Genomic DNA, 12,092 nt, shown 5'->3' with positions numbered 1-12,092 from the left:
ATCCTGTTATTGTTTAAGTTGGCGGCGGAATAAATCAACAGACATTGCATACACTTGCAACGCAAGTTCAGGGTCATACCTGTCTAAACCTTCGTCACGCATAAAAGCATGTGCGGCATTAAATTCATGCCAGCTAAAATGGACCCCTTGCGTTTGCAAAGTTTGTTGAATTAAAGCTCGGCCTTCATCTGGCACATGTGGATCTTGTTTGCCCCAAATCATTAACAGTTCACCTTTAATGTCGCTGCAACGAGTTAAAGAATCATTGCCCGCTTCACTTGGTAAAGTATTAGAATGGATATCGGTCGCATACAAACATGAGGCGGCTTTAATGGCTGGATTAAGTGCCGCTCTAAACGCTAAATGCCCACCAATACAAACGCCCATAGCACCGACTTGGCCCGTGCAAAATGTTTGTTCTTGCAGCCAATCAATCATTGTTTGGGTATCAGAGTCGTGCGCTTCTAACGCTTTTGTAAACTTATCCTGATTCCCTTTATCTTTGCCTTTGTCATCATAGTCCATCACAGTGCCAATTGGATTGAGCTCGTGAAACACTTCTGGCACTAATACAACAAATCCGTGCCCAGCCATAATAGCCGCAGAACGGGCAATTGGTGCAGTTTGCTGAAAAATTTCAGAATAATATAAAATGGCCGGATATATACCAGCGTCTTGCGGACGATAAATATAAGTCCGCATCACACCCGTTGGGGTGGTAAGGTCAACTGTTTCGGTTTGAATCTTCATTCCGGGTACCTGAATTCACAAATTTTTCTATTATACAAAATACTCAGTTAATTTTTTGTATTTTTATTCAACAACTGCTTAATTTAGCAAAGACCCTAAGTGGATTAATCTATAAACGAATATTCTGGCAACAAACTTGCTTACCATTTGGTTAAGGCGTTTATCTAAATTAATCAGCGGGACTCTTATTTTATGCACCAGGCTGTATCCCAGACTAAGGACATGGACATGATCCAATCTCAGGACACCCAGATGTTGATTCAACAAATGGTGCGGGCTCAGTCTTTGCCGCCCCAATTTGAAACAAGTGCACAGCGCTGGTACTTGCCTTTGTGTCGACAAATACTCGCACGACAAAAAAACAAACAAGGCACTTTATACGTAGCGATAAATGGCTGCCAAGGCAGCGGTAAATCAACCATGGCTAAATTTGTTGAGATGATTCTAACTCAGATTCACGGTTTAACCGTGGCTAATTTATCCATCGACGATTTTTATCTCACCCGCAAAGAACGCGAACATTTAGCCGCTCATATCCACCCACTTTTGATCACCCGTGGGGTGCCTGGCACACACGATATACCACTTGCTATTAATACGTTAAAAAACTTAGCCAGTGATCATAAAAGTATCTCCTTGGTGCGTTTTAATAAAGCGATTGATGACAGGGCCGAGCCTGAAGATTGGCAAAAAATTGATGGGCCAGCGGATGTGGTTATTCTAGAGGGCTGGTGTGTTGGTTTATCGGCCCAAAGCGAGAGCGAGCTTTATGATCCCATCAACGAACTAGAAAGCCGTGAAGATGCAAACTGCCGGTGGCGCAATTATGTTAATGAGCAAATGCGTGACCATTATTCTGACTTGTTCGATATGTTCGACATGCTGATTATGTTGCAGGCTCCGTCATTTGACTGTGTATTTCAATGGCGTAGTCTACAAGAACAAAAATTGCGCCAACACGCTCGGTTTGGTACCCATATTATGGACGACCATGAACTAGCACGTTTTATTCAGCATTACCAAAGGCTCACCGAGCACGCTTTAAATACATTGCCGCAACAAGCTGATATTGTATTTAAAATGAGTGAGTATCAAACTTTTACGCAAGTACACGGATTGGAGGTTAAATGACAAAACATCTATTAGTGTTTACTGACATGGATGGCACATTGCTAGACCATGACGACTATTCTTGGGACGCTGCAAAACCCGCTCTGGCTGAATTACAAAAAGCGGAAGTTCCTGTGATCTGCAATACCAGCAAAACCTTTCACGAAGTGGCCGGTCTACATCGACAAATGAATATTAAAGCACCTTTTATTGTTGAAAATGGTTCCGCTATATACCCAGCTGAAGCACATAAGAGTGAAGAAACCTTGCACATTAATGGTGCAAAACGAGCAGATATCTTACGCCACCTCGCAAAAATGCGCGAAAAAGGTTTTGAATTTTCAGGTTTTAATGACTGGACTCAGGCCCAAATCATTGAACATACTGGACTGAATGAAGCCGATGCTGCAAAAAGTGGGCAACGAGATTTTTCTGAGCCACTACTATTTAATGGCAATACTGAACAAAAAGAGGAATTTATTCGTTTAACCGAAAGTGCAGGTTACCTGGCGTTACAAGGTGGTCGCTTTCTTTCGGTTCAAGGACAGTGTGATAAGGGCGTCGCGTTAAAATGGCTGGCACAAAAGTATGCTCAGCAATGGCAAGCAGAGGTGTTAACGATAGCACTGGGTGATAGCGAGAATGATGTCGCTATGTTAGAAGCTGCTGACGTGGCGGTTTGGATCAAGCGGGATAAAGCAGCCCCTCAGTTAAGTCGAACTGAACAAGTGTTTTTTGCGACCGAAAAAGGCCCAGTTGGCTGGAATCAAATTATGGCGCACTTATTGCAGCTCCATCAATCAGGAAAATTAAAAACTTTAAGATAATAAAGATGCAACGTCGCATCGCTTATTCAAAGAGGAAATAATATGGGTGACTTTTATCAAAATGGCGTGATCACAACTCTTCATAACTTGTCTCGCAACGCCATTAGTATTGAAGAAATGGAAGCTGAATTAACCGAGTTCTCAAAAGTAAGACCTTTATCCCTCGTGCTCCCTTCCCTTTATAGCGAATTACAGGGCCCTGCGCTTAAAAACATTGTCGAAAACTTATGCGAAGTGCCTTATTTAAGTCAAATTGTTATTGGCCTAGACAGAGCCACCGAAGAAGAATATCGCCATGCACTTGAATTTTTTTCGTGTTTACCACAAAACGTAAAAGTGCTTTGGAATGATGGTCCCCGCCTAAAAGCTCTAGATAAAGAGTTAAAAGACGAAGGTCTCGCCCCGAAAGAACTGGGCAAAGGACGTAATGTTTGGTATTGCTTAGGTTTTGTTTTAGGCTCGGGCACCGCCCAATCAGTCGGCCTGCATGATTGTGATATTTTAACCTATGACCGCAACTTATTAGCCCGTTTATTATACCCAGTAGCGAACCCAAGTTTTAACTATGAATTTTGTAAAGGGTATTATGCCAGAGTCGCTGAGGGCAAAATTAATGGCCGTGTCAGCCGTTTATTAGTCACCCCTCTGTTGCGGGCGTTGAAAAAAATCTTTGGTAATCTAGATTATTTAGAATATTTAGACAGTTATCGTTACCCTTTGGCAGGCGAATTTTCGTTTAGAACGGATGTAATAAATGATATCCGCATTCCCAGTGATTGGGGCCTAGAAATCGGTGTACTGTCAGAAATGGACAGAAATTATTCTAACAACCGTTTATGTCAAGTAGACATTGCTGACTTTTATGATCATAAACACCAAGATCTCTCTGTTGAGGACGCCAATGCAGGGCTGTCTAAGATGTCGATCGACATTTCAAAAGCAATATTCCGAAAATTAGCGACCAATGGTGTGGTGTTTAATAGTGAAACATTCCGTTCAATTAAAGCAACCTATTATCGGATTGCGCTTGATTTTGTCGAAACCTATCGCAACGATGCCATCATTAACGGCTTAAAGTTTGATATTCATAGTGAAGAAATGGCCGTTGAATTATTTGCGCATAATATCTTAAAAGCCGGATTACACTTTTTAGAAAACCCAATGGAGACCCCCTTTATTCCCAGCTGGAACCGAGTGACCAGCGCGGTTCCTGACATTTTCCCTAGAATGATCGAAGCAGTCGAAGCCGACATGGCTGAATTTGGAACTAAGTAAGGCGCTCACTATGACAGAATCATGTACATCTCAACTTATACACAAAGTAAAAACCCATATTGAAATGGTCTACCCGCAGCAGGACAGTGCAGAAGTCTGCTCTACCCTGCTCAATCTGATGCGACTGGAGGCCGAATGCGAAACACCTGGCAATCACCAGAATCATTGGACTCAGGAAGACATGATTCTGATCACTTATGGCAACAGCTTGTTGAGGGACGGCGAAAAACCGCTATGCACCCTCAACACCTTTTTAAAAGATCATTTAGAAAGCACCATTAACAGTGTTCATATATTGCCTTTTTATCCGTACAGTAGTGATGACGGTTTTGCCGTAATGGATTATTCATCGGTAAATCCATCGCTTGGAGATTGGGATGATATTGAGGCTATCAGTAAAGACTTTAAGCTAATGGCAGATCTAGTCATTAACCATTGTTCAAGTCGTAGTATTTGGTTTGAAAATTTTAAACAAGGTAAGTTTCCGGGTAAGGACTTCTTTTTCACAGCTTCACCGGATGATGATATTTCTCAAGTGGTGCGCCCACGCACCAGCCCTTTGTTACGAGAAGTCGCTACACCAGAAGGCACCAAATATGTATGGTGCACCTTTAGCCATGATCAGGTTGATTTTGATTTTACCAACTTAGATGTTTTATACGAATTTGTTCGTATCATTAGGCTCTATCTAGACAAAGGCGTTAAAATATTTAGATTTGATGCAGTGGCGTTTTTGTGGAAAGAAGTTGGCACTAAAAGTATCCATTTACCGCAAACACACGAGATTATAAGATTATTAAGAACCCTTGTTGAACACGCAGTGCCAGATGCCATCATAATCACCGAAACCAATGTGCCTAACATAGAAAACTTAAGTTATTTTGGTAATGGGAACGAAGCTCACTGCGTATACAACTTTTCACTGCCTCCGTTGTTACTCAATACCTTGATATCGGGCGATTGCCGCCATTTGAAGCGTTGGCTAATGACAATGCCGCCCTCACAAGTCGGCACAGCTTATTTTAACTTTATCGCCTCACATGACGGTATTGGCCTGCGACCTGCTGAAGGTTTATTAAACGAAGATGAGCTTTCAACTTTAGTAAATACTATAAGCATGTTTGGTGGCAAAGTATCTTGGCGTAGTGACAAAGGCGTCAATAAACCGTACGAATTAAATATTGCGCTATTCGATGCATTGCAAGGCACTCATAAAGGCCCAGATAAATATCAAATTGATCGTTTTATTTGTGCACATGCCATTATGTTAGCGTTAGAGGGCATACCTGGTATTTATATTCATAGCATGTTGGGCACTGGCAACGATTATGAAAGGGTTGAAAATACCAGCCAAAACCGAAGTATTAATCGCCATCAATGGGATATCAGCCAACTCGAAAGTGCATTACAAGATAAATACAGCCAGCATGCAAAAGTTTTTCAACGCATGAAATCATTGATCAGTATTCGCAAAAAACAGCCAGCGTTCCACCCAAATGCCGTTCAGTTTACGCTACAGTTGGGGGATCAATTGTTAGGATTCTGGCGACAAAGCCAAAATCGAAAACAGAGCATCTTTTGCATATTTAATGTTAGTGACCAGCCCCAAAGCATACCGCTTGCTGAAATTAACTTAATAGATACAGATGACTGGCATGATCTTTTATCGGATATTAAATTTTCTGATATGCAAGGCTACTTAGAGTTAGCACCCTATCAGCCTATTTGGCTCACAAACTATCAAAGTTAATTTTAATCAGCTAAAAACCTTGCCTTTGAGCAGATAAAGCCCTAACTTTACCTCTGACTCAAAGCGCAGGGCAATAAGAATGAATAAAAAAGTAGTACCACAAACTAAAAAGTCCACCATAGTAACCACTGATGATATTTTGGTTATGTTATGTAAGTCGGTCACAGGCGTGCTTGCAAACGCAAATGCGAACCAAGTGACTTACTCAGCTCTCGTTCAAAAAATTACTAAAACCAGCTTAAAACCAGACATAGGTTCTTTTGTTTTGTTTGATGGCGGCTTTACTGGCTTGGTTGTAATTAACTTTAGCTCTGCAGCTGCCATCGAAATTTATCAAAGTTACATGAGCAACATGGGCATCCCATTAGCAGAACTTTCAAGCCATCATACCTCCGATGATGTATCCAATGTTATGGGTGAACTGCTCAACCAGATCTTAGGTGATTTTACTGGAATGGTCGGGCGCGAATTGCAAACCTCTATTACTCAAAATCAGCCTAAAATGCTGACGGTTAATAAGCAGCTATTGATTTCTATCGATACCAACTTAGACCGCCCACAAGCCCGACGTGTCACTTTTACCACCCAGCAAGGCAATATTTTTTATCTAGAGCTGGCAATGGATAGAACCGAATTTATAAAATTGCACGACTTTGTACCCGAAGATTTAGATCCGGATGAAATTATCCGCGGTGCCAATCAGACTCTCAGCAGTAAAACAGACAAAACGACAGCGGGTGACGTAGATCAAGATCTACTGGACGAATTAGGTTTATAAAACCAACAACTATTTGTGTACCAGCCCAATTTAATAGAACAAACGCTGATTGACCATTGCCAGCAGCTTAAACAAGCTGGCTGGCGTAGTATTTTATTGCTTGAAGGCGACGCCCAGTGGCGACAAGCCTGGGTGGCAAAACTCATACAAACAATGCAGTGGTCCAATGGCCTGCATACTGCTGAGCTAACACAACATTTACAAAAGTATCTTGGCCAAGAATTTCAGTTTGTTCATATTGATAGTCAAGACGGTTTATCAGCTGATAAAATCGCTGCGCTCTCTGGCACCATAATACCTGGTGGTTTGCTTATAATCAGCTTAGATGAGCGCGTATTGGCAGGTGATAGTGCGCTGCGTCAAGCGCTGCCCTGGCACGCTCAAGATGTAAGTATTTATTCATATTTTAATCAGCGCTTAATTAAAACGATTAAACAGTCTGCTGGCAACATCTATTACCGTCAGAACAGCTCACTAACGTGTAACGCTTTACCTCTGCCCGAATCCGGCTTTAGTTACCCAACCTCATGGACAAAAGCACAAAATCAGTTGATTGAGCAGTCGCTAATTTTGTCTCAAGGTGTTCTCACGATCACCGCCGACCGAGGTCGAGGTAAGTCAGCTGCGCTTGGAGAAATCGCCCGACGTCATCTAAACCGGCATCAAGCAATTGTTTTAGTGGCACCCGCTAAGCGCTGCTTAACCATATTTTATCAATGGCTTGGAGAGCGCTGTCAGCAGTTATTAACATTTTTACCACCTGATTTAGCTGTGGTGACTGAAGCACCAGAAGATGCAGTATTAATAGTGGATGAAGCTGCAGCTATGCCGGCACCTTTATTAAAGCAGCTTATCAAAAAGTATCACAAAGCCATTTTAGCCACCACTGTACAAGGCTATGAAGGATCTGGCCGTGGTTTTGCAAAACATTTTTTAACTGAGCTAGATGAAGCCAAAGCGCCCCACCTGAATATTCAACTCGATCAGCCAATTCGTTGGGCAATTCACGATCCGTTAGAGCATTGGGTACAAGATACCCTTTTAATGCAAAAAAAACCGAATAAACAAGCGTTATCAATCGCCGCGACTGGCGATTGTGTGACCGGTCCTGATGAACAATGTTATCAAATAGCTTGGCTCGATAAAAAGCAGCTTGCGAAGGATCCACACCCTTATTTTTATTTGCTGTCGCAGGCACACTACCGGACCAAACCAGAAGATTTAAAGTATTTGCTCGATAGCCCTTTTTTAAAACTGGCTGCGCTGTATCAAAATCAACACTTGTGTGCCGTTTGTTTGATTAGTTTAGAAGGCGGACTGCCAGAAGAGTTAGCACTTGCTTGCAGTCAAGGCACTCGGCGACCCAATGGACATCTAACCAGCCAAATTATCGCCGCACAAATGGGCGATATTGAGTTTGCAAAACTTAAAGGTTGGCGCATTGTGCGCATTGCTGTGGCTAACGCACGGCAAAATTCAGGTTTAGGTAGCCTGTTATTAAACTGGCTAACCACACAAGCAAAGCAGCAACAAGTCGCTTATATTTCAGCCTCATACTCTGCCAGCATTGGTGTTTGCCATTTCTGGCTCAAAAATCAATTTATAAATATTCGTTTAAGCCATACAGCAGAGCATCATAGTGGCTTTTATTCTTTATTATCGATCAAAGCTATAGAGATGGCACCAGCTCATGTCAATCAGCTATCTATACAGGGCATGACACATTTGCTGTATCAAATCAGTGATTATCAACAGCTCTCGGCAGAACAAATATGGCATTGGCTGGCGGGTTTTATAAGCCCACCATTAAGCGCCAATGAGATAAATTTAGCGAACGGGTTTAGTCAATATGCAACTAACTGGCAAGCTGCCAAACTGAGTATTTTTAAACAGTGCCTTGAACATGCCAAGACATTAATTAAACATCAAGATAAACAAATGTTGGCCGTATTAACCGCATTGTTAATTAAACATAAACCGTTACCAGAGGTTGCCAAAACGCATGGCTTTGCTGGCCAAAAAGCTCTGATAAAATGGTTAAGAGCACGGTTAAAAGAAATATTTACGGAAAGTCGGTAAAATAACCATCGACTTTTAGTGTCGTTACCCACTCTTTTTCGCGCGGCCGATTAACCGTATACACATTAACTTTTAAGCCCGCGGCATGAGCCTGTTCAACAAGTTCTCTATTAATAAAGTGCACATCACAATGAATCGCAAAAAATGGCAATTCAGATAAAACGGCTTGAAGTTGAAGTGGTATGTGAGATATCAGCGCCGAATAATGCAAATGAGGTGCAAGCTGGTACATTCGCGCTAACATATGATGGTCAAATGACGAGATTAAAAAATCACTATCCTGATATACACCAAGCTCAATTTGCCTGTTAATTTCGGCCAGCACTATGGATTCACAATTGGGGGCTTTAATTTCTAAATTAACCCGACAGCGTCCAGCGATCTCCTGCAGCGCTTGACGTAAAGTTGGTACAGGCTCCCCCGAGCGCGTAGTTAACCGAACAAACTCTGCTTCAGATAATTCGTCAAGATATTTTTTGATACCCGTTGTGCGCTCTAACCATGGCTCATGTAATACGATGGGCTGTCCGTTATATATTTGAACATCCATTTCAATGCCGTCAGCACCTCGGTCAATGGCTGCTTCAAACGCTGCTAATGTATTTTCATCATGGGTGCCACTAGCCCCTCGGTGAGCCCAAATAAACATGCAAATTTAACCTTATGCTGATATGTCAATTTAGCAGTGTTCAGCTGCGATGCACGGCCACCGTTTCATAAATCGCCGCTGATACCACAATAGCACCCCCAACCAAGGTTTGCCAATTAGGGTATTCAGATAATAAAACAGCGGCGAATATGGCGCCATAACAAGGCGACAAACAAGAGACCAAACTCATGGTTTTCGCTTTTATTGAGCGTAAACCGTTAACCAATAACGCATGAGGCAGGGCCGTAAATACAATGCCTAGCAGCACTATCCATAACCAAGTTTGCACTGAGGTATCGGCTAAATTATTTATCTCAAACGGCAGCAATACTAATGCGATAATAATTGATTGAAACATCATATTGCGAGTCCCTGTGTAATGAGAAAACACCTTATGATTAAGAATGTTTCGTGCTGCAAAAAATACTGCAGATAAAACCCCTAACGCAATCCCTAGTGTAAAGTCGCTGCCAAATGAAAGCTCCGGTACCATTAAAGCCACCCCAAAGAGCACAAACATCGCCATGATTAAATCCATTTTACGCGGCAAACTTTTGTGAAACAGCGGCTCAAATATCACTATCATAACCGGGTAGGTATACAAAGCTATCATGCCAGTTGCAACTGTCGATAATTGCATTGCATAAAAATAGGTAACCCAGTGAATCGCCATCATAACGCCAAGTAAAATGCCATTGCGATAGTCTCTTGCATTATGTAGCCGAATACTGCCCTCAAAAGTTTTAACAACTAACAGCAAAAATAACGCAGCCACCACAGCGCGGGCAAAGGATATGGTCGCCCCCGTTAAAGGAATAATTTTAGAAAACAGCGCAGTACCACCCAGCAGTAACACACCTAGGTGAACCTGCGCAAGCGCTAGTTTACGCTGGGCAGGTGCGTTTGATGATGCACTCATGAAGCTGTTGTATCAGCTAAGTCAGCTAACGCTTCGCCTAATCTTATTTTGCTGCCATTTTGATGTTTATCAGCAAATACGGGTGGTTTTTCAAATGCCATCACAACCGTTGAACCCAGCTTAAAACGTCCCATCTCTTGGCCTTTATCTAAAACAATGGCGTCTTCATCTTTATAATGCCAAGTAAAAGGTCGTTTTGCTCGCGGCGGCGTGATATTGCCAGCCCATACAGTTTCAATGCTCGCCACTATCATAGCGCCGACTAAAACCATTGCCATTTCGCCATATTCGGTATCAAAATAACAGACCACTCGCTCATTTCGGGCGAATAAACCTGAAACATGCTTAGTGGTTAATTGGTTAACGGAAAATAGACGCCCAGGCACATACACCATACGTTTTAGTTTACCGCGGCACGGCATATGAATTCTATGGTAATCGCTAGGCGCCAAATAAATGGTTGCAAAGCTGCCTTGTTGATAAGTTTCGGCAAGCGTTGAATTACCGCCAAGCAAGTCAGTTAAACTATAACTGTGACCTTTAGCTTGATAAACTTGTCCGTCTTCTATTTTACCGGTTTGGCTGACTTCACCGTCTACTGGGCTCACATAGGTGGTTTCGTCTATCGGTCGTGCCCCTTCTTTTAAAGCACGAGTGAAAAAGTCATTAAATGATTTATATTGCGAAAACTCCCCCCGTTGGGCGTCGTCTAAAGTAATGTTATAAGCTTTAGCAAATAGGTGAATAAAAGGCAGCTTGATAATGGCCCATTCGCTGGCAGCTAAACAGCCAACTAAACGCGATAATAAATGTTGTGGTACACAATACTGTAAGGCTACTTTAACTTTTTTTAAAGACACTCGGATATCCTAATAATACAACTACCGGCGGGCTGCCAACTACTCAGCATCCAGCCTGTAGGCAGGTTTATTTTCATTGTTTGAGCGCACGATTTTATGATAATGCTCAAGACGTGATGGCAAAATTTTACCTTGCTCGGCGGCTGCACGCAATGCACAGCCAGGATCATTTTGATGGCTGCAATCTCTAAATTTACATTCAGCTGCTATTTCACTAAACTCGATAAAACCATCAAATACTTGGTCTGGTTCTAAGTGCCACAAAGCAAACTCTCGTACCCCTGGTGAGTCGATTAAAATGCCACCTGTTTTTAAGTGGTAAAGCTTTGCAACTGTCGTTGTATGTTTACCCAAACCTATGTCATCGATTTCGCCAACAGCGATCTCTTGCTCAGGTAACAAAGCCTGCACCAGCGACGATTTACCGACCCCAGACTGACCAACAACGATAGAAGTTTTATCTTGCAGGATTGTTTCAACCTGCTGCAGACCTGTTTCACTTTTGACACTTAACCAGTCCAGCTGATAACCAATTTGACGGTAATAGTCTAAAGTTTTGTCCAACTTTAGCCGCTCTGTTTCGCTGAGCAAATCAGATTTATTAATCAAAACGACTGGCTGTGAACCCATATTTTCGACCGCGATTAAATAGCGATCTATGATCTCTAACGATAACTCTGGTGCGATCGAAGATAAAATAACAACTTGATCAATATTTGCTGCTACAGGTTTTAAGCCATCATAAAAATCAGGGCGTTTTAATATACTAGTGCGCTCTTCGACTGCTTCGATAACCCCAGGGATGTCATCTTGCGCCTGTTTTTCACGCCAAACCACATAGTCACCTGTGACTAATGAGTCTATCGTTCGGCGAATATCGCAGCGCAATACTCGGCCTTGTTCATCTTCAACATCTGCGTGCTGACCGAATCGACTGATCACCCGTCCTTTTTGCGCCGAGCCTAAAGATAAGTCATTGAGTTGTTGCTCAAATTGTTTGTCTTTTTGCTGTAACTTGCGCTGGCGGTTAGACTGGATACGTCGGATCTGTTGTTTACTGAATTTCTTTTTTTTTGCCACAGGATTACTTTTTAT

General features: G+C 42.3%; 11 protein-coding genes. 6 read left to right on the top strand and 5 right to left on the bottom strand.

The window, feature by feature from the left end; translation table 11 throughout:
• Positions 1-6 precede the first annotated feature (6 nt).
• Positions 7-750 (bottom strand): dienelactone hydrolase family protein, encoded by a 744-nt coding sequence (locus C727_RS0106405; RefSeq protein WP_017444803.1) that lies wholly within the window; start codon positions 748-750, stop codon positions 7-9.
• Positions 751-978: 228 nt separating this feature from the next.
• On the opposite strand from C727_RS0106405, the gene C727_RS0106400 reads away from it, so the two are divergent.
• The 6 genes from C727_RS0106400 to C727_RS0106375 all read left to right on the top strand — a co-directional run bounded on the left by C727_RS0106400 (position 979) and on the right by C727_RS0106375 (position 8,569).
• A complete protein-coding gene (locus C727_RS0106400; RefSeq protein ID WP_237742320.1) occupies positions 979-1,881 on the top strand; it encodes a hypothetical protein in 903 nt (300 codons plus the stop codon).
• Positions 1,878-2,687 carry an HAD-IIB family hydrolase gene (locus C727_RS0106395; RefSeq protein ID WP_017444801.1) on the top strand — a complete coding sequence of 270 codons (810 nt, stop codon included), beginning with the start codon at positions 1,878-1,880 and terminating at the stop codon, positions 2,685-2,687. Before C727_RS0106400 ends, C727_RS0106395 begins: the two co-directional genes overlap by 4 nt.
• 42 nt (positions 2,688-2,729) lie before the next feature.
• On the top strand, positions 2,730-3,962 hold the full coding sequence (locus tag C727_RS0106390; RefSeq protein WP_017444800.1) for a glycosyltransferase family protein: 1,233 nt from the start codon (positions 2,730-2,732) through the stop codon (positions 3,960-3,962).
• A gap of 10 nt (positions 3,963-3,972) precedes the next feature.
• On the top strand, positions 3,973-5,712 hold the full coding sequence (locus C727_RS0106385) for a sugar phosphorylase (protein WP_017444799.1): 1,740 nt from the start codon (positions 3,973-3,975) through the stop codon (positions 5,710-5,712).
• Positions 5,713-5,791: 79 nt separating this feature from the next.
• Complete coding sequence (locus tag C727_RS0106380) at positions 5,792-6,490, top strand: DUF3334 family protein (RefSeq protein ID WP_017444798.1); 699 nt, start codon at positions 5,792-5,794, stop codon at positions 6,488-6,490.
• A 15-nt stretch (positions 6,491-6,505) separates the two neighbouring features.
• Entirely contained in the window at positions 6,506-8,569 is a 2,064-nt protein-coding gene (locus C727_RS0106375; protein WP_017444797.1) for a tRNA(Met) cytidine acetyltransferase TmcA domain-containing protein, read from the top strand.
• Here C727_RS0106375 and C727_RS0106370 read toward each other — a convergent pair.
• The 4 genes from C727_RS0106370 to rsgA are packed head-to-tail and all read right to left on the bottom strand — an operon-like array spanning position 8,553 to position 12,077.
• Positions 8,553-9,218, bottom strand: coding sequence for a glycerophosphodiester phosphodiesterase (locus C727_RS0106370; RefSeq protein ID WP_017444796.1), 666 nt, complete (start codon positions 9,216-9,218; stop codon positions 8,553-8,555). The genes C727_RS0106375 and C727_RS0106370 overlap by 17 nt on opposite strands.
• A gap of 40 nt (positions 9,219-9,258) precedes the next feature.
• Positions 9,259-10,137 carry a DMT family transporter gene (locus tag C727_RS0106365; RefSeq protein WP_017444795.1) on the bottom strand — a complete coding sequence of 293 codons (879 nt, stop codon included), beginning with the start codon at positions 10,135-10,137 and terminating at the stop codon, positions 9,259-9,261.
• The gene (gene asd / locus C727_RS0106360; protein ID WP_017444794.1) at positions 10,134-10,997 is read right to left on the bottom strand and encodes an archaetidylserine decarboxylase; all 864 of its coding nucleotides are present in this window, start codon (positions 10,995-10,997) and stop codon (positions 10,134-10,136) included. The genes C727_RS0106365 and asd overlap by 4 nt, the downstream gene beginning before the upstream one ends.
• Positions 10,998-11,036: 39 nt before the next feature.
• Positions 11,037-12,077, bottom strand: a complete 1,041-nt coding sequence (gene rsgA / locus C727_RS0106355; RefSeq protein WP_017444793.1) for a small ribosomal subunit biogenesis GTPase RsgA — start codon at positions 12,075-12,077, stop codon at positions 11,037-11,039.
• Positions 12,078-12,092: the final 15 nt, after the last annotated feature.

Source organism: Gayadomonas joobiniege G7 (assembly GCF_000300815.1).
GTDB classification, from domain to species: Bacteria; Pseudomonadota; Gammaproteobacteria; order Enterobacterales; family Alteromonadaceae; genus Catenovulum; species Catenovulum joobiniege.
The sequence above is the reverse complement of the archived record's forward strand: the minus strand, read 5'-3'. Positions and strand labels throughout refer to the sequence as shown.

Bases quoted from the DNA above. Each gene is read 5' to 3' on its own strand.
- C727_RS0106405 (WP_017444803.1), bottom strand. From the start codon at position 750: ATGAAGATTCAAACCGAAACAGTTGACCTTACCACCCCAACGGGTGTG.
- C727_RS0106400 (WP_237742320.1), top strand. From the start codon at position 979: ATGATCCAATCTCAGGACACCCAGATGTTGATTCAACAAATGGTGCGG.
- C727_RS0106395 (WP_017444801.1), top strand. From the start codon at position 1,878: ATGACAAAACATCTATTAGTGTTTACTGACATGGATGGCACATTGCTA.
- C727_RS0106390 (WP_017444800.1), top strand. From the start codon at position 2,730: ATGGGTGACTTTTATCAAAATGGCGTGATCACAACTCTTCATAACTTG.
- C727_RS0106385 (WP_017444799.1), top strand. From the start codon at position 3,973: ATGACAGAATCATGTACATCTCAACTTATACACAAAGTAAAAACCCAT.
- C727_RS0106380 (WP_017444798.1), top strand. From the start codon at position 5,792: ATGAATAAAAAAGTAGTACCACAAACTAAAAAGTCCACCATAGTAACC.
- C727_RS0106370 (WP_017444796.1), bottom strand. From the start codon at position 9,218: ATGTTTATTTGGGCTCACCGAGGGGCTAGTGGCACCCATGATGAAAAT.
- C727_RS0106365 (WP_017444795.1), bottom strand. From the start codon at position 10,137: ATGAGTGCATCATCAAACGCACCTGCCCAGCGTAAACTAGCGCTTGCG.